This window comes from uncultured Rothia sp. (assembly GCF_916715725.1).
GTDB lineage: Bacteria > Actinomycetota > Actinomycetes > Actinomycetales > Micrococcaceae > Rothia.
Map to the genome: position 1 here is coordinate 39752 of NZ_CAKAPD010000010.1, position 16909 is coordinate 56660.

Below are 16909 nucleotides of genomic sequence, written 5' to 3' on the forward strand. Positions count from 1 at the left end.
TTGCTCGGCGCGTGTGTGGAGGCAGTGCCGTCTTTTTTGCTACCCGGGTTGTTGTTAGAAAGCACGGCAAAGACTACGAGCAAGACACAAGCTATAAGCAGCAGGATGCATAGCAAATATTTGTAATAGTGGTTGCGCATCTGAGGTGCTCCCTCCGGTCGTATCGCGTGGTATGACCAACGTAAGTTATGCCGTTGGGCCTAGCAATGCTTCTCAAGAATATTTCTCAAATATTTCTTCAGCACTGGGAGCTGAGCGGAGCATCCCTCCCACATCGAAAAAATATCGAACATTTAACTTACGAAGCCACCCCCGATTCTGCTACCGTGAGAAAGTTGTGCTTCCAGCCTGCGCAAGCTCATCCCCTGGGGCGGTACCGCCGCATCCACGTCTTGTAGAGCCGCAGGCGCCGTTGCACGCGCATCACGCAGAAAGAAAAACTAAGACTAATGTCTTCGAAGTCGATTAAGACCTCCTTCGGGCTATCGCCCCTTTTCGTTGTTGTTTTGGCGCTGCTGACTGCTATCGCGCCGCTGGCTACGGACATGTACCTGGCGGCGCTGCCTGCAGTCGCTGAGAATCTGAACACCACTAGCACGAACGCGTCGCTGACGTTGAGCGGGTTCATGGTCGGTATGGCGCTCGGCCAGCTGGTCGTGGGTCCGCTGTCGGATAAGACGGGCCGCCGCAAGCCGCTGCTGTTCGGTGTGGTCATCTGCTTTATTGCGACGGTGGCGTGTGGTTTCGCGCCGAATATTGAGCTGCTGATTTTTGCGCGTTTCATGATGGGTTTCGCCGGTTCGATTGGTGCGGTGCTGGCGCGTTCCATCGTGGCTGATACGACTCAGGGACTGGCGACGGCTAAGCTCATGGGCGTCATGATGATGATTAACGGCTTCGCGCCGGTGCTTGCGCCGCTGTTTGGCGGTTGGGTGCTGTCGTGGGGTAACTGGCGCGATATTTTCCATGTGCTCAGCGTGATTACCGCGGTTATGATGCTCGGCGTGATGCTATTCATCAAGGAAACCCTGCCCGTTGAGAAGCGCTACCAGGGCACCACCCTGAGCGTGTACTCGGAGCTGCCGAAGGTCTTCAAGATTCGCCGCTACCTGGGTTTCATGTTGACCCTCTGCTTCGCGTTCGCAGCGTTGTTCTCGTACATTTCCGGTTCGACGTTTGTGCTGCAGAAGATTCTGGGCATGTCAGAGACTGAGTTCACGATTGTGTTCGGTGTGAACTCGTTTGGCATTGTGCTGTTCAGTGCGATTGCGACGAAGCTGGTGGGTCGTGTGGCGCAGCGCCGTATTGTGAACGTCGGCGTGGTGAGCCTGCTCGTGGTGTCTTCGCTGCTGACGGTCAGCTTCCTGGTCGGTATTTCGCTGGTGCCGACGCTGGTTCTGCTGTTCCTGCTGACCAGTTCGTGCGGTCTGATTTTTGGTAGTGCTTCGGCGTTGGCGTTGAACGAGGCGCGCCACATGGCGGGTAGTGCTTCGGCGGTGATGGGTACGGTTCAGGCGATGCTGGGTGCGTTGGCGGCGCCGCTGGTGTCGATTGCTGGTGAGCATGAGTACCTGCCGATGGGCTTCTCCATTTTGGGTTTCGCAGTCCTGACGGCGCTGGTGCTGTGGACGACGCCGCGTAAGGATTCGGACTACTCGGCGGACGGCGAGAGCCACGGTGCTGGTGAAGGTCAGGGTGCTCCGCCGGCGGGCCACTAGCCTGTTGCTGTATTTGCTGTAGCAGTTAGGGAGGCGCTTGTACTCTTCCTTCGCTCCTACAGGGGCACCCGCCCTCGCTTCGCTTCGGGCACCCTGATGTCGCTTCAGGAAGGTACACGCACCTCCTGCCCTTGACCGTAGACAGCACAAAGGGACGGTATTATCCTCGCTCGGATAATACCGTCCCTTTGTATGCGTTTAGCTCTGCTGCGCCAGGTAGTTCAACAGCGTGGCGGTCAGCTCCGGGTCATGCGCCAGCGCCGTGCCGTTCAGGTGGGTCACCGGCGCAATCAGACGCACCGACGAGGCCAGCCACACGCCGTCCGACTCGAACAAATCCTGCGGGTAGAGCGGCCCGAAGCCCAGTTCCCAACCTGCCTGGCGTGCCGCCTCGAACACCGCGCCCTGCGTGGTACCGGGGAGGATGCCGTGGCTCGGCTCGGGCGTGTACAGCACCTTCTTGCCGTCCTCAATCTTGGCGACCAGCACCGAGGAAGTGGCGCCCTCCAGCACGCGACGCTCGTCGGTGATGAAGATGGCGTCGTCCGCGCCGCGCTCCTGCACGTACCGCAGGACCGCCATGTTCACCGCGTAGGAGAGGGTCTTCGCACCCGCCAACAGCCACGGGTAGGCGCTGTTATCCATCGGCTCGTGGCCACGCGGCAGCAGCATCGCCTTCACGCCCTCGGTACGGCGCTTCACGATGGAGGCGGGCACCGGCGACGCCATAATCAGCGTGTACGGGCCCGGCTGCATGGAGGTCACCGCCTGGGTGGGGCCGCGCGAAATAATAATCTTCACGATGTGCTCTTCACCCAGCGCAGTCTCGGCACCGGCGGTCGCCTCACGCATGAGGCGCTCCACCGCCGAACGCAGAATCTCGGGTTCCGGGTCGGGCAGATCCAGCATACGCGCCGAGGATTCGAGGCGGGATAGGTGCATGCCGAGCTTACGCACGCGACGATTGACGGACAGCATAGTCTCGAAGACGCCGTCGCCGCGGGTGAAGCCCTGATCATCAACGCTGATGAGGGGCACGGACGGGTCAACGAAGATGCCCTGCGGGTTCTGCTCGTTCAGAAGAATAACGGTACTAGACATAGTCTTATTGTACGTTCGCAGCCGAACCGTAGGCAGGAGGTGCCGTACCTTCCTGAAGCGACATCAGGGTGCCCGAAGCGAAGCGAGGGCGGGTGCCCTTGTAGGAGCGAAGGAAGAGTGCGAGCACCTCCCTACTCATGTCCCAAGTGGGGCTAGGCGCGGAGGAAATATGCGGCACCCCGCCTCCCTCTGTAGGAACGAGGACGAATACCGTCTCCCCAGCAGAACCAGAAACGGAACGGTCTAGCCCCAGAGGAACTGGATCGTACCCGCCGCAATAGACGCACCGTAAGCAACAGCGATAATGACGGCGGCGGCAATGCTCACGTGCACATCACGCGGCGAATAGGACGGCACACGAGCCCAGGTGCGTTCGCCTGCACCGAAGCCGCGCGCCTCCATGGTGATGGCGAGGCGGGAGCCGCGGCGGATAGCCTGCACGAGCAGGGCGAAGCTTTGCCCGCCGAAGGTTTGTGCGCGTCCGGCGAGGGATTGTCCTGCACCGAGTCCGCGGGCGCGTCGTGCCTGGCCGAGGGCGTTCCATTCGGCGAAGAGGATGCCGACGAGGCGCAGGGCGGCGACGGTGGCGAGCACGAACCGGGAGGGTAGTTTGAAGGTTTGTGCGAGGGAGTCGCCGAGGTCGGTCGGGTCGGTGGTGAGTACGAATGCGAGGGTGGGTAGGACCATGGCGAGGGAGCGAATCATCATGGCTGCGCCGACGGCGGCGGAGTCGGTGGTGATGGTGTTGAAGCCGAGGTCGAGGATGGTGGTGCCGCTTTTGGCGCTGAGCATGGCGACGGACCAGCCGGTGGTGATGACGGCGATGAGGATGGGCCAAAAGCGGGCGAGGACGTTGACGGGTCGGAATCCGACGAGGATGAATCCGAGCAGTTCGAGGGCGAAGAGGATTCCGGAGGTGAGGGGGTCGCGCACGATGAGTGCGGCGATGATGAGGGTGAAGGAGACGATGAGTTTTACGCCGGCGTTGAGGTTGCTGAAGTAGCTGGTTCGGTCGATGGTGCCGAAGAAGTCGGTGTTCATGCGTTCTCCTTTCCGGGGGTTGCGATGGCTTCGAGGGTGATGTGGTTGCCGCCGAGTGCGGCGGTGTAGTCTTCGTCGTGGGTGATGGAGATGACGGCGGTGCCGCCTGCGAGGAGTTCGCGGATGAGGTCGACGAGTTCTGCCCAGGTTCGTGCATCTTGGCCGAAGGTGGGTTCGTCGAGGATGAGGATTTTGGGTGCGGTGGCGAGTGCGGAGGCTACGGAGAGTCGTCGTTTTTCGCCGCCGGAGAGGGTGAAGGGGTTGGCGTCGAGTAGGTGGGTGAGGCGTAGGTGGGTTGCGAGTTCGTTGGTGCGGGCGGCGAGCTCGTCTTCGTTGAGGGGTTTGCGGGTGAGTGCGGCGAGTCGGCGGGGGCCGAGTTCGAGTTCTTCGCGTACGGTTCCGCGGATGAATTGGTATTCGGGTTCTTGGAAGACGTAGCCGATGCGGCTGAGCATTTGGGCGGGGGTCCAGGTGGGCACGTCCCAGTGGGCGCGCTCGCCGCCGCGTTCGCCGCCGTGGTTACCGTCGTAATTACGGAGCGCGTCGGTGGCAGTGAGGGTGCCGTTGGGTGCGGTGAGAAGCCCTGCGAGGGTGAGGGCTAGGGTTGATTTGCCGGCGCCGTTGGGTCCGAGCACGCTGAGGTGTTCGCCGGCGTGCAGGGTGAGGTTGATGCCGTCGCGCAGTACGGGCAGGTCGGTGGGTGCGGGTGCGGGGGTGTCGCCGAGGCGTTTGATGGTGCGTCGGCGTGCGCGTCGTTGTTTGGGGGTGGGTTGTGCGCGGGTGATGCTGAGGTTTTCGGCGCGAAGTAGCGCCTCGCCGTGCTCGCCGCCCTGGTTATCGCTGTCGCTCTGCGGCGCACGCGGCACGTAGTTGGGTACCCACACGCCCGCGTCGATGAGTTCTTGGCGGGCTTCGGTGAGTACGGTGTCGGGTGCGCCGTCGTGGGTGATGGTGCCGCCTTCGCCGAGCACGATAATGCGGTCCATGTGCGGCGCCCAGATGCTCACGCGGTGTTCCACGACGAGCAGGGTCGCGCCGGTGGCTTGCGCGGCGGTGAGGATGCTGTCGCGTACTTCCTGCACGCCGGAGGGGTCGAGGTTGGCGGTGGGTTCGTCGAGGATCATGGCGCCGGGGTGCATCGAGAGGATGCCCGCCAGGCCGAGGCGCTGCTTCTGTCCGCCGGACAGCGCGCTACTGGGGTGGTCGAGGGGTAGGTGGTTGAGCCCTACTGCGGTGAGGGCTTCGGTGACGCGGCCCCAGATTTCTTCGCGGGGTACGCGCAGGTTTTCGGGGCCGAAGGCTACGTCGTTGCCGACGGTTGCCATGACGATGGAGGATTCGGGGTCCTGCTGCATCATGCCTGCGGTGCCGCGCGCTTCGGCGGGGGCTTGCCCGTTGATGGTGATGGTGCCGCCGGCGGATTCGCCGTCGTCATCGTGGAGCACACCGGCGATGGCGTGCAGGAGCGTCGATTTGCCGGCGCCGGAGGTGCCCAGTAGCAGGACTTTTTCACCGGGGTTGATGGTGAGGTTGAGTCCGCTGATGACGGGTTCTGGGCGTCCGGGGTGGTGCCAGCTGAAGTTGTTGAGCTCGATGCGCGCCCCGCGCGGTGTTGCTTCCATGATGGTTCCTTAGCCTTTTGTGTGGCTGCTGTTGCGTGCCGAGTGGTGACTAGTTGCTGGTGGTTAGCGGCGGGTCTTGCCGGATGCCAGCGAGGAGAGCACACCGGTCTTGGCGAGGTTCTGCACGAGAATCCACGCCAGGAAGCCTGCGATGACTGCACCGGAGATGACGGAGCATGCTACGTAGATGATTGCCTTGACCGGTTCCATGTCGGGGTAGTAGATGAAGATTTCGTTACCGCCCATGAACAGGCCGCAGAGTGCACCGGCGAAGATGGCGACGGTTGCGTTCCAGCGGCGGTAGCCGAAGATTGCGAAGGCAACTTCTGCGCCGATGCCCTGGATGAGGCCTGCGAGCAGGATTTCGCCGCTCCACGCGCCGCCGGTGAAGAGTACGGAGATGAATGCTGCGACGATTTCGCAGAAGAGTGCCGCACCGGGCTTGCGGATGAGCAGGCCGCCGAGGGTGCCGCCGAGCAGCCATGCGCCGCCGATGATGGGGCGGAATTCGGGTGCTGCTACGAGTGCGGTTTTGGTGGCGGGGGAAACTGCGATGTCCCAGATCCAGAAGATGACGGCGCAGGCTACTGCGATAACTGCGGCGATGACGATTTCGTTGACTCGCCAGCGCAGGTTCGGCTTCTTCGCTTCTGCCTGGGTGGATGCCTGGGAGGCGGGGGTTGCGTTCTGTGACATTGTGGTCCTTCCGTCGTTGGAAGGGGAATGTCCTCGCCCTCTGATTGGACGAGGGCATTGAGAAGAAATTCGACTCCCTACGCCGGTACTAACCGGATCAGGTTCGAGGGTCTGCTTAGCACTCTCAGCGCCTCGGTGGCGCTCCCCTGTCGTTTGGGGTTCCTTGTCCGTACCGTTGTGGTGCGGGCGGGAACCCAGGTTCGATTGTAGGCGTGTCTGGCTGTTCATGCCAATTTGCCGCTTTTTGTTCCCTTCTTTTGCCCGCATTACAGAATTGCACGGTGTACAATTTTGGGACGGAGCGGCTCCAAGGCGGCACGAACGCCTTAAACCCTATACGCTAGGGAGTGGCGCTCTTTTCTCACCCCAACCCCGAAGGGGTTCACGGGCAGGACGCCGCATCGTATACAGCTAAGGAGATACACATGAACCCCGTCGCTAAGCTTGCTATTGCGGGTATCAACATGGGCGCTGCTGCCCTGGTTGGTAAGGGCCTGGGCGCAGCCTGGACCAAGGCTACCGGTAACCAGCCTCCCGCCATTTCCCACGAGTCTGAAGACACCCTGCGTCAGGTCATCCTCTGGACCGTTCTGACCTCCGTCGTGGGTGCTGTGGTGAGCTTCGGTATTGCTCGCCTGCAGCGTCGTTTCTTCAACTAAGACTTTGCGCCTTCCGCGCGAAAGTTCATGAACTAGGCGGTACGTATCTTCGCTCGGTACGTACCGCCTGGTGTTCCCTCTTCAGCACGCCCGCTTACTTCAGCCGGTTTCATGCCGCCGCTACGCTGAAGCGCCACCTCGGCACCTGAAAGCACAACTATGACTATTTCTTCTCCCCGCCCTAAGACGAAGGCTCAGCGTAGGGTCGTTGACCACGCGAATAGCCGCCGTTCAATCGCGTCCTGGGTCATGTGGGATGTTGGTTCGTCGAGCTTCGACTCGATTATGACGACCTTCATCTTCACCGTGTACCTGACCAGCAGCTACTTCGGCACTCCCGAAGAGACCTCCTCGGCGCTGTCTTTGGGTCTGACTATTGCCGGTTTCCTGATTGCTATCCTGGCGCCGGTCACCGGTCAGCGTAACGACAAGTCCGGCCGCGGTATCTTCTGGCTCGGCGTGAACACGCTACTGCTGGTCGGTTCGATGGCGGCGTGTTTCTTTGTGGCTCCCACCCCGCAGTACCTGTGGCTGGGTGTCACCCTGATTTCTGCGGCGAGCGTGTTCAGCGAGTTCGCGTACGTGAACTATAACGCCGTGCTGCCGCGCATCTCCCACCCGGAGAATATCGGCAAGATTTCGGGTGCCGGATGGGCTGCCGGCTACATTGGCGGCATCCTGGCGCTGGCTGTGGTGCTGTGGGGTTTTGTGCTTACCCCCGAGGTACTCGGCCTGACCACCGAGAACGCCCTGAATATCCGTGCGGTCGCGCTGTTCGCCGCCGCATGGTGCCTCTTCTTCTGCGTGCCACTGCTGGTGCGTATGCGCACCCGCGAGCGCTTCCTGCCGGAGGTGCTGCCCACCCGCGAGCTGCGTTTCCTGGAGCTGGGTCTGGAGCGTTTCTCCCCGGCCCGTCAGGGCGGTCTGCTCGCCTCCTACAAGGCGCTGTGGCGCACCATTAAGCGGCTGAAGATGACGTCCCCGCAGACCCTGTGGTTCCTGATTGCTTCGGCGGTGTTCCGTGATGGTCTGTCCGGTATTTTTACGTTCGGCGGTATTCTCGCGGCGGGCACGTTCGGTTTCAGCACTTCCGATGTGATTCTGTTCGGTATTGCCGGTAGCGCTGTCGCGGCGGTTGGCGCGATCCTGGGCGGCTACCTGGATGATTACCTGGGCCCGAAGGCGATTATTGTTATCTCGCTGGTCGGCATTATTTTGGCGGCTACCCCGCTGTTGTTCTTCCCTCAGCCTGGTGTGTTCTGGGTATGCGCCCTGCTGCTGTGCCTGTTCGTTGGCCCGGCGCAGTCGGCGTCCCGCACCTTCCTGGCTCGCCTGGCTGAGCCCGGCACTGAGGGTGAGCTGTTCGGCCTGTACTCGACCACCGGTCGTGCCACGAGCTTCCTGGCGCCGATGCTGTTCGGTCTGTGTGTGAGCATCATGGGCGCGCAGATTTGGGGTGTGCTCGGTATTCTGATCGTTGTGGTGGCGGGTCTGCTCCTGCTGCTGCCGGTGAAGGCGCCCGGTGCGCTGCGTGTGCGTGCGGCTCGCCGCGAGCAGAAGCGTGAACAGAAGCGCCGCGACAAGGCTGCCCGGTAAGGCGTCGCGGGGCTAAGCGTCCTGCAAACCCCGCAAACGCAACCCCACAAACGTAAAAGGAGGGGCGGGTAGAAAATCATCTTCTACCCGCCCCTCCCTTGTGCTTAAGCAGTGCCTATCAAGCGGAGCTCAGAGAGCCGCAGTGGCTAGTCCTCCACCACGTCATCCTCATCGTCAGAGGCAGCGTCCTCAGAGGAATCCAGCGCAATCTGCTGCTCCTCCTCATCCAAAACCTCATCGCTAGTCAGCTGAGCCCAGGTCGCGTCATCAATCAGCGGATCATCAATTACACGAACCCACAGCATCGAACCAGCCGCCAGGGCGCTCAGGTTCTCGTCATACGCCTCCGGCGGCAGACCCTCAAAGATCTCAGCCAAACGCGCAAACAGGTCATCGTACGAAATGTCGCCCTCAGCCTGCAGCCAGCACTCAGCCGCAAAATCAGACAGCTCATTCAGCTCAGTGTCACACAGCAGCAAGAACGGGCCGTCCTCACCCACACGCACACCCGAAGTACCCGGCATACGAGAAACCGCAATCGTACCGTTCAAGAACACACCCGGCAGGTGATCCTCAGCCGTGTACTTCTCCAGCTTCTCAACCTCATCAGTATTCGGCAGCTCACCACCATTCAGCAGATCCTGAACCAGCGGCAGAGTATCCTCAATCTCCGAGTACACCAGGCGCCACACGCCACCGCAACGCTCCACCAGCTTAGCCAGCGACACAACACCCTCAGGGTGACGCGCCAGACCCGAGCTCTGCTCACTCAAGAACACCAGAGCCTCATGCAGCGGAACACGCTCAAAATACGGCTCAGAAGCCGACTCATCACGAGAAATGAACACAATACGCGACAGCTCATAGCTGAGGTCATCACGATCAACCACGTTCAAACCCAAATCCACCGGGTTCTGCTGATCCTTCGGCGCATTCGGGTCAACAATCACAGACAGCGGCTTCGGATACGGCGACACAACACCCTCATCCGAAATAATCGCAGTCTCATCCGTCAGGTACGCAAACTTCGAACCCAAGAAACGCGACGCCGTCGTCTTACCGCTACCAGAAACACCCACCAGCGCCACAGCACGCTTCGACTCAGGGTCACCGATAACAGCCGCATGCAGCATCACACCGCGACCAACCAGCTGCTCAATCATCGCCAACGTAATACGGCTCGTCAGATCCTGCATACCCGAATCATCATCAGCCACACGCAGCGTCGAAACCTTATCAAACGAACCCATCAACGGATTCGCCAAATCCATCACCGACTCATCAGTCGGCGCATGAACCAGCATCACCTGATCAAAACGAGACAACGAAGCATACGCCTCATCAGGAGTATCAAAAAACTCCGGAGCAAGAGGCTCCCACGCCTTCTTAAAACGCTCCACAAAAGAGTCCGACATATCAATCAGATACAAAGAAACTTCCGCGCCAGCAACACGCAGAACAACAGGCTTCAGATTCATCAAAAATCCTTAGAGAGTGAGAGATAAAAACCCGCACGCGAGTGAACGCACGAGCACAACAGACGGAAAAACCGCCCAACGCGGGCGCACAAACACACAGCCTGCACACCCGCACCCCAAAGCGGGAAAGACTAAGACTCCACAGAACCATCCGTCGGAATCATCGTCTGATGAAAATTCAAATAACTACGCGAAGCAGTCGGGCCACGCTGACCCTGGTAACGGTTACCATACGCACCAGAACCATACGGATGCTCAGTCGGGCTACTCAAACGGAAGAAACACAACTGACCAACCTTAGAACCCGGCCACAACATAATCGGCAAAGTCGCCACATTCGACAACTCAAGCGTCACATGCCCAGAAAAACCAGGATCAATAAAACCAGCCGTAGAGTGAGTCAACAAACCCAGTCGGCCCAACGATGACTTACCCTCCAAACGGGCAGCCACATCATCAGGCAGAGTCACCTTCTCATACGTAGAACCCAACACAAACTCACCCGGATGCAGAATAAACGGCTCATCAGGAGCCACCTCAACCAGGCGCGTCAAATCCTCCTGCGGCTGAGCAGGATCAATATGCGGGTACTTGTGGTTATCGAACAGACGGAAGAAACGATCAATCCTCACGTCCACACTTGCAGGCTGAATCATCGACTCATCGAACGGTTCAAGAACGATGCGCCCATCAGCAATCTCTTGACGAATATCGCGATCTGAAATAAGCACGCTTAAAGGATACCTGGCAAACACCACCCATGTGCAGGCATCCACCAGCCCCAGCACACAGTCCTACATCACATTTCAACCCCGACGCCGGCGCACAAACAGCCGTAACACATTTCACCCCCGGCAAGCAGGCGCGATACACTGAAAAAGATGCGGCTGTAGCTCAATGGTAGAGCGCACGCTTCCCAAGCCTGATACGCGGGTTCGATTCCCGTCAGCCGCTCCACAAGCCCCGGACTTCGTCGCGGGGCTTTTTCCGCGCCTGAAGCGGGAATCGCTTCCAGGCGGAAATACATTCCCTCGCGCGCTCGGGATTTCCGCCTTCCAGCCCGTCAGCCGCTCCACAAGCCTTCTGCCCCACGGCAGGAGGCTTTTTATTTTGGGTTGGATGTGGTGGTTAGGCTCGGTTGGACGGGTCGAGGCGGTATGTTCCTTGCTCCTGCAGTAGGAGCGAAGGAAGTGTATAGCGTGCGCATGGGGCTACAGCAGACCCTTTCTCAATGAGCCCTCGGGAAAGTGCCCCGACGTTCCTACGGAACCACCACCATACCCGGCTGCCACCCCTCGTTTCCCGGCGAGCTGTCTGCGGTACCCAACCCGAAGGACACAAAACGATTACACCACTCCACAGGACTTGACCAACCGCTACCGTACCGTTCCTGAACGGCTACCTTGCCAACATCAGCCACACCTATCCCAGGTCACAGAACGTGAAGCACCATAGCAGTTTGCCTTCGAGCGCACTCAAAGGTTTAGTGTAATTGATATGTTGGAAGAACGGTTAGAGCAAGCCCTTAGGCTCGCGATCGATCCACCCGGAGGGCTAAATACTGCGGCGTTGCGCGACCTGATCAGAGATGACGAGAACACTCAGTGGGATATCGCCACCACTGCCGAGTATTTGGGAATCAGCGCACATACGCTGCGCTATTACGAACGTGCAGAGCTGGTGAAAGTAGGACGCGATGCATCCGGCTATCGGCTTTACGATGCTGCGGCTGTACGGCGTTTGGTTTTTATTACCCGAATGCGGGTCTCTGGAATGTCGATTGCCCAACTCCAGCATTACATCTCCTTGGTTGAACAAGGTGCAGAAACAGTACAGGAGCGTCTTGATTTGATGCTGGAGCATCGCGACATCCTTCGACAACGAATAGAGGATCTTCAGTTATCGCTGGCAGCTACCGAATTCAAGATAGCAATGTATCAGAAAGGTTCCAGTCCATAATGAGTGATCAGTACGATATTGATTCCATCGATAACCAGCGACGTCGTGATCTTGGATTGCAGGTTCTCTCCCGTATCGACGGAGACGCTGGTCAGAGTGTTATCGAATCACTTTCCACGTCAAACCCTGCTTTAGGACACCACATCGCCGCATTTGCTTTCGGGGATATTTACGATAGGCCCGGTCTGGATGCACGCAGTCGCCAGCTAGTAACCATTGGCGTATTGACTGCATTAGGCGGATGCGAACCTCAACTTAAAGTTCATGTTGGAGCGGCACTCAATGTCGGGATTTCCGAAGAGGAAATTCAGGAAGCTATCCTGCATGCCTCAGTGTACTGCGGCTTTCCACGAGCACTGAACGCTACTTTCGCAGCACAGGAAGCAATAGACTCACGGCGGAACTACGACAGGTAAGTTGATAACGCCACTCCGGACACTTCCCGGCAGGGCCGGAAACCTTTGTATCCAGAGTGACGTTCTATTGGAGCGGCTGACGGGAATCGCTTCCAGGCGGAAATACATTCCCTCGCGCGCTCGGGATTTCCGCCTTCCAGCCCGTCAGCCGCTCCACAAGCCTTCTGCCCCACGGCAGGAGGCTTTTTATTTTGGGTTGGATGTGGTGGTTAGGCTCGGTTGGACGGGTCGAGGCGGTATGTTCCTTGCTCCTGCAGTAGGAGCGAAGGAAGTGTATAGCGCGCCGGCCCATCCCTCGCACAAGCGAGGAACGCACCCCGTCAGACATCTCAAAAGTTTGAAGAATGTTCAACTCACTACACAGCTGTGCTAACCTAACCACAGAAATTCAATGAGAGAATTTCTCAAAAACAGCTACTCGACGACGAATCGTAGACCCGCATGACCCGCGAAACGCACCCCTACACCACCCCCGAACGCCCCCTCGACCTGAGCCTCTACCTCGTCACAGGCGACAACCCCCTCGAAACCGTCCGGGCAGCCAAACACGCCACCTGCATCCAGGTCAGGTCCAAACCCATCAGTGCGCGCGAACTCTACCAGCTCACCGAAGCTATCGCCGGCATCATCCAGCCGCACCAGACCCTGCTCGTCGACGACCGCGTAGACGTCGCCCTCGCGCTGCGTGCCCGCGGCGTGCGCGTTGACGGCGTGCACATCGGTCAAGACGACCTGCCCGTAGCCGACGCCCGCGCCCTCCTCGGTGCCGACGCCATCATCGGCCTCACCACCGGCACCTGGCAGCTCGTCGAAGAATCCAACAAGGTCGCGCACCTCATTGACTACATTGGCACCGGGCCGTTCCGCCCCAGCCCCACCAAGCAGTCCAACCGCCCGCCCCTCGGCATTGACGGGCTCCGCGAACTTGCCGAACTGTCCGCCGTACCGACCGTGGCTATCGGCGACATTACCCCCGAAGACTGCCCCGCCATCCGCACCACCGGGGTCGCCGGAATCGCCATGGTACGCGCCTTCGTCGACAACCCCGCACTGAAGGCATAACCATGACCATCACCATTATTGGCGGCGGAATCATTGGTCTCACCACCGCGTTTGAGCTCACCGAACGCGGCGAAAGCGTGCGCCTCATCGACGCCGAAACCAGCGACTACAGCACCGCCGAGGACGGCACCGCGCTCTACCCCGCCGCCAGCCACTACGCCGGCGGCATGCTCGCCCCCATCGCCGAAGTGCAATTCCAACAGGACGCGCTCTTCCCGCTCATGACCGCCAGCGCCGACGCTTACCCCTCCCTCATGGAGCGGCTCAGCCGCGCCACCGACCTGCCCACCGGCTACGACACCACCGGCACGCTCATTGTCGCCGCCGACCGTGCCGACGCCGAGCATCTGCAGCGCACCCGCGCCTACTACCGGGATTTGAACCGCCCCGCAGACCCCGTCACACCCACGCAGGCGCGCGCCCTCGAACCGCTCCTGGCGCCGCGCATTGCCGGTGCCGTGAGCATTCCCAGTGACCATCAGCTGCACCCGCGGCTCATGAGGCGCGCCCTCAAAGACGCACTCACCCGCCGCGGCGTCACCTTCAGCACCGAACGGGTCACCGACCCGGACGCAGGCGACATTATCTGCACCGGACTAGGGGCAACACTGCACGGGGACTACCCGCTACGACCCGTCTACGGGGATATTCTGCGCCTGCGCACCCCGCGGCCCATCCTCAAGCACGTGGTGCGCGGCTACGTGAACTCCCGCCCCGTCTACCTCATCCCCCGCCCCGACGGGGAGCTGTGCATCGGCGCGACCAGCCGCGAAGACCACCGCACCCTCCCCGCTATTGACGGCGTACACCAGCTGCTACGTGACGCAATCCGCCTGGTGCCCGCCGTTGAAGAGTGCGAGCTTCTGGAGGCGAACGTCGGCGCCCGCCCCGGCACCCCGGACGACCTGCCCATCTTCGGGTACCGCACTCGCGCTGACGGCACCCGGCAGCTCGTGTCCACGGGCTATTTCCGCCACGGCATTCTGCTTGCCGCACTCGCCGGTAAGGTCAGCGCGGAGGTCGCCTGCGGGGCTGAGATTCCGCCCATCATGCAGGCGTGCGACCCGGCACGATTCACCCACTAAACACAGTTCCCGCCGGGTGCACCCGGCGCCCTCACGAAAGGATTCCGCATGATCATCACCTACAACGGCGAGCCGCTAACCACGAACGCCCGCACCGTATTTGACCTTGTCATGGACCAATTCGGTACCGAAAATGGTGTGGCTGTGGCGCTCAACCGCAGTATCGTGCCGCGTTCCACATGGCTGGATGTGCCGCTGAACGAGGGCGATAGGGTGGATGCCCTCACCGCCGTTCAGGGCGGCTAATCCTCCAGCTTGTGCTGGCAAACCCCCGGCAAATACCCACCAGCAAAAAAAGAACAGCCATTCTCGGTTTTCTTTCTACACCGGGCGCGCCGCCGCGCCCACACACCTAAACCCCGTTATCTAGACGTTCCCACAGAGGAGAACACCATGAGCCTCACACCGCTCACCATCGGCGACCGCACCTTCACATCCCGCCTCATCATGGGTTCCGGAGGCGCAACCAGCATGGACCTGCTCGAGCAGGCGCTCATCGCCTCCGGCACCGAAATGACGACCGTTGCCATGCGCCGTCACGCCGCAGGCACCCCCATTTTTCCGCTTCTGCAGAAGCTCAATATTGCGCCGCTGCCCAATACCGCAGGGTGCCGCACCGCAGCCGATGCGGTGATGACCGCGATGCTCGCCCGCGAGGCGCTGGGCACTTCCTGGGTGAAGGTCGAGATCATCCACGACGAAGACACCCTACTGCCGGACACCGTGGAGCTGTTGAATGCTTGCGAGCAGCTGGTCGCTGAGGATTTCACGGTGCTCGCGTACACCTCTGACGATCCGGTGGCTGCCGCTCGCCTGGAGGATGCGGGCGTTGCGGCGGTTATGCCGTTGGGCGCGCCGATTGGTACCGGTCTGGGCATTTTGAACCCGCACAATATTGAGCTGATTGCTTCCCGCGCGCAGGTTCCGGTGGTTCTGGATGCTGGCGTGGGTACCGCATCCGACGCGGCGCTGGCGATGGAGCTGGGTTGTGATGCGGTGCTTCTGGCGTCGGCGGTGAATCGTGCTGAGGATCCGGTGGCGATGGCTCAGGCGATGAAGTTTGCGGTGCAGGCGGGTGCGTTGGCGCGTGAGGCTGGCCGTATTCCGGTGCGTGAGCACGCGAAGGCATCGTCGCCGTCGGAGGGTTTCGTCTCGTGGATGTAAATCTCACCCCTACCCCGGTGAATCCGGAGCATGCGCGTCTGGATCGCGAGCGCACTGACCGTCAGCGTCGCCTGCCTGGCTTTGATCAGGATGCGGTGGCGGCGGCACGCGTGTTGGTGATTGGTGCTGGTGGTTTGGGTTGTCCGGTGGTGCAGGCGTTGGCGGCGGCTGGTGTGGGGTATCTGCATATTGTGGATTCTGATTCGGTGGAGCTGTCGAATATTCAGCGTCAGCCGCTTTTCGGTGTGCCTGATGTGGGTGAGCCGAAGGCGGAGGTTGCGGCGCGCCGTGCCCTGGAGCTGTGCCCGTCGTTGACGGTTGAGACAACGATTCGGCATGTGGATGCGTCCTGGATTTTGGATCTTTTTGCCGCATCGGCACCGGATTGTGTGGTGGATTGTACGGATACGTTTGCGTCGAAGTATCTGATTGCGGATGCTGCGCAGGTTGCGGGTTTGCCGCTGGTGTGGGGCACGGTTTTGCGTTTTGGCGGGTCGGTGAGTCTTTTTGAGCCGGATGGCGCGCATTTGCGTGATATTTTTCCGACGATTCCGCAGACGGTAGAGTCGTGTGCGCTTGCCGGGGTGTTGGGTGCGACGACGGCTGTGGTTGGTTCACTGATGGCGACGGAGGTGCTCAAGTTTGTGAGTGGTTTGCCGACGGCGGCGGGCACCCTGCTGACATATGATGCCTTGTCGGGTACGTGTACGTCGTTTGGGACGGTGCCTGATCCGGCGCGTGTGGTGCCGGTGGATTTGTCGGCGCATGAGGTCCCGCAGGTTCTGCTGGATGTGCGTGAGGCGCCCGAGCGTGAGGAGTCGGTGAAGCATGAGGGCTCGTTGCATGTGCCGTTGTCGCAGCTGAGTGACGCTGAGGGGTCGCTACTGCCGGCAACCGACGTGCCCGCGGAGCTGCTGAGCCTGTTTGAGTCGGTGCGTAATCAGCGTGTGGGCGTTTTCTGTGCCTCGGGTGCGCGAGCGCAGCGCTTTGTGCAGGCGTACGCGGAGCTGGCGGGCGAGTACGGGGTGCGCCTCACGGCGATTTAGGGAACCATCGGCGTAGCTATCCCTTCCGGAAGCGACATCAGGGTGTCCGACGCGAAGCGAGGACGGGTTCCCTGCAGGAGCGGAGGAAGGGTATAGCGTGCCAAGCCCTAAGGAAAGCGGTATCGCCCGTAGTGACATCAGGGTGCCCGAAGCGAAGCGAGGGCGGGTTCCCTGTAGGAACGAGGGCGCATGCCGCTTTCCGCTTAACTGGTAGGGACAATTCCCCATGTGCAGGGCGTAAAATCGTGTATAACACGGCGGCACGT

At 60.6% G+C, this 16909-nt stretch carries 16 protein-coding genes, 1 tRNA gene and 1 riboswitch; of the genes, 11 read left to right on the forward strand and 6 right to left on the reverse strand.

The features are described from left to right. Positions 1-449: 449 nt before the first annotated feature. On the forward strand, positions 450-1718 hold the full coding sequence (locus QZ822_RS06665; RefSeq protein WP_294643488.1) for a multidrug effflux MFS transporter: 1269 nt from the start codon (positions 450-452) through the stop codon (positions 1716-1718). A 198-nt stretch (positions 1719-1916) separates the two neighbouring features. On the opposite strand, the gene QZ822_RS06670 is transcribed toward QZ822_RS06665, so the two are convergent. The 4 genes from QZ822_RS06670 to QZ822_RS06685 form a co-directional block, all read right to left on the reverse strand. Then, the gene (locus tag QZ822_RS06670; protein WP_005509006.1) at positions 1917-2819 is read right to left on the reverse strand and encodes an aminotransferase class IV; all 903 of its coding nucleotides are present in this window, start codon (positions 2817-2819) and stop codon (positions 1917-1919) included. Positions 2820-3062: 243 nt separating this feature from the next. Beyond that, on the reverse strand, positions 3063-3860 hold the full coding sequence (locus tag QZ822_RS06675; protein ID WP_049362007.1) for an energy-coupling factor transporter transmembrane protein EcfT: 798 nt from the start codon (positions 3858-3860) through the stop codon (positions 3063-3065). Further along, positions 3857-5482 carry an ABC transporter ATP-binding protein gene (locus QZ822_RS06680; protein ID WP_294643492.1) on the reverse strand — a complete coding sequence of 542 codons (1626 nt, stop codon included), beginning with the start codon at positions 5480-5482 and terminating at the stop codon, positions 3857-3859. Before QZ822_RS06680 ends, QZ822_RS06675 begins: the two co-directional genes overlap by 4 nt. Positions 5483-5545: 63 nt before the next feature. Further along, entirely contained in the window at positions 5546-6178 is a 633-nt protein-coding gene (locus QZ822_RS06685) for an ECF transporter S component (protein WP_294643494.1), read from the reverse strand. A gap of 57 nt (positions 6179-6235) precedes the next feature. Then, a riboswitch (TPP riboswitch) is annotated at positions 6236-6336 on the reverse strand. Positions 6337-6603: 267 nt separating this feature from the next. Here QZ822_RS06685 and QZ822_RS06690 point away from each other — a divergent pair. Together QZ822_RS06690 and QZ822_RS06695 are read left to right on the forward strand one after the other, a co-directional pair. Then, positions 6604-6837 carry a DUF4235 domain-containing protein gene (locus tag QZ822_RS06690; protein WP_005506756.1) on the forward strand — a complete coding sequence of 78 codons (234 nt, stop codon included), beginning with the start codon at positions 6604-6606 and terminating at the stop codon, positions 6835-6837. 159 nt (positions 6838-6996) lie between these two features. After that, positions 6997-8433, forward strand: a complete 1437-nt coding sequence (locus tag QZ822_RS06695; RefSeq protein WP_294643496.1) for an MFS transporter — start codon at positions 6997-6999, stop codon at positions 8431-8433. 146 nt (positions 8434-8579) lie between these two features. On the opposite strand, the gene QZ822_RS06700 is transcribed toward QZ822_RS06695, so the two are convergent. Continuing rightward, positions 8580-9911 (reverse strand): septin family protein, encoded by a 1332-nt coding sequence (locus QZ822_RS06700; protein ID WP_294643498.1) that lies wholly within the window; start codon positions 9909-9911, stop codon positions 8580-8582. Positions 9912-10042: 131 nt separating this feature from the next. Then, entirely contained in the window at positions 10043-10642 is a 600-nt protein-coding gene (gene dcd / locus QZ822_RS06705) for a dCTP deaminase (RefSeq protein ID WP_049359310.1), read from the reverse strand. Positions 10643-10794: 152 nt separating this feature from the next. Here dcd and QZ822_RS06710 point away from each other — a divergent pair. The 8 genes from QZ822_RS06710 (at position 10795) to QZ822_RS06745 (ending at position 16643) form a co-directional block, all read left to right on the forward strand. Continuing rightward, a tRNA-Gly gene (locus QZ822_RS06710) sits at positions 10795-10868 on the forward strand. A gap of 540 nt (positions 10869-11408) precedes the next feature. Then, the gene (locus QZ822_RS06715; protein WP_294643500.1) at positions 11409-11870 is read left to right on the forward strand and encodes a MerR family transcriptional regulator; all 462 of its coding nucleotides are present in this window, start codon (positions 11409-11411) and stop codon (positions 11868-11870) included. Then, on the forward strand, positions 11870-12286 hold the full coding sequence (locus tag QZ822_RS06720; RefSeq protein WP_294643502.1) for a carboxymuconolactone decarboxylase family protein: 417 nt from the start codon (positions 11870-11872) through the stop codon (positions 12284-12286). The genes QZ822_RS06715 and QZ822_RS06720 overlap by 1 nt, the downstream gene beginning before the upstream one ends. Before the next feature lie 441 nt (positions 12287-12727). Further along, complete coding sequence (locus tag QZ822_RS06725) at positions 12728-13348, forward strand: thiamine phosphate synthase (RefSeq protein ID WP_294643503.1); 621 nt, start codon at positions 12728-12730, stop codon at positions 13346-13348. Between the two features lie 2 nt (positions 13349-13350). Then, a complete protein-coding gene (thiO, locus tag QZ822_RS06730) occupies positions 13351-14433 on the forward strand; it encodes a glycine oxidase ThiO (RefSeq protein ID WP_294643505.1) in 1083 nt (360 codons plus the stop codon). Between the two features lie 48 nt (positions 14434-14481). Further along, a complete protein-coding gene (gene thiS, locus QZ822_RS06735; protein ID WP_049328087.1) occupies positions 14482-14679 on the forward strand; it encodes a sulfur carrier protein ThiS in 198 nt (65 codons plus the stop codon). Between the two features lie 147 nt (positions 14680-14826). Next, complete coding sequence (locus QZ822_RS06740) at positions 14827-15597, forward strand: thiazole synthase (protein ID WP_005509016.1); 771 nt, start codon at positions 14827-14829, stop codon at positions 15595-15597. Further along, positions 15588-16643, forward strand: coding sequence for a ThiF family adenylyltransferase (locus QZ822_RS06745; RefSeq protein ID WP_294643506.1), 1056 nt, complete (start codon positions 15588-15590; stop codon positions 16641-16643). The genes QZ822_RS06740 and QZ822_RS06745 overlap by 10 nt, the downstream gene beginning before the upstream one ends. The last annotated feature ends 266 nt before the right edge of the window (positions 16644-16909 follow it).

What these genes read in the sequence shown, in the direction of transcription:
- QZ822_RS06665 (WP_294643488.1), top strand. Translation starts at nt 450, where the DNA reads ATGTCTTCGAAGTCGATTAAGACCTCCTTCGGGCTATCGCCCCTTTTC.
- QZ822_RS06670 (WP_005509006.1), bottom strand. Translation starts at nt 2,819, where the DNA reads ATGTCTAGTACCGTTATTCTTCTGAACGAGCAGAACCCGCAGGGCATC.
- QZ822_RS06675 (WP_049362007.1), bottom strand. Translation starts at nt 3,860, where the DNA reads ATGAACACCGACTTCTTCGGCACCATCGACCGAACCAGCTACTTCAGC.
- QZ822_RS06680 (WP_294643492.1), bottom strand. Translation starts at nt 5,482, where the DNA reads ATGGAAGCAACACCGCGCGGGGCGCGCATCGAGCTCAACAACTTCAGC.
- QZ822_RS06685 (WP_294643494.1), bottom strand. Translation starts at nt 6,178, where the DNA reads ATGTCACAGAACGCAACCCCCGCCTCCCAGGCATCCACCCAGGCAGAA.
- QZ822_RS06690 (WP_005506756.1), top strand. Translation starts at nt 6,604, where the DNA reads ATGAACCCCGTCGCTAAGCTTGCTATTGCGGGTATCAACATGGGCGCT.
- QZ822_RS06695 (WP_294643496.1), top strand. Translation starts at nt 6,997, where the DNA reads ATGACTATTTCTTCTCCCCGCCCTAAGACGAAGGCTCAGCGTAGGGTC.
- QZ822_RS06700 (WP_294643498.1), bottom strand. Translation starts at nt 9,911, where the DNA reads ATGAATCTGAAGCCTGTTGTTCTGCGTGTTGCTGGCGCGGAAGTTTCT.
- QZ822_RS06715 (WP_294643500.1), top strand. Translation starts at nt 11,409, where the DNA reads ATGTTGGAAGAACGGTTAGAGCAAGCCCTTAGGCTCGCGATCGATCCA.
- QZ822_RS06720 (WP_294643502.1), top strand. Translation starts at nt 11,870, where the DNA reads ATGAGTGATCAGTACGATATTGATTCCATCGATAACCAGCGACGTCGT.
- QZ822_RS06725 (WP_294643503.1), top strand. Translation starts at nt 12,728, where the DNA reads ATGACCCGCGAAACGCACCCCTACACCACCCCCGAACGCCCCCTCGAC.
- thiO (WP_294643505.1), top strand. Translation starts at nt 13,351, where the DNA reads ATGACCATCACCATTATTGGCGGCGGAATCATTGGTCTCACCACCGCG.
- thiS (WP_049328087.1), top strand. Translation starts at nt 14,482, where the DNA reads ATGATCATCACCTACAACGGCGAGCCGCTAACCACGAACGCCCGCACC.
- QZ822_RS06740 (WP_005509016.1), top strand. Translation starts at nt 14,827, where the DNA reads ATGAGCCTCACACCGCTCACCATCGGCGACCGCACCTTCACATCCCGC.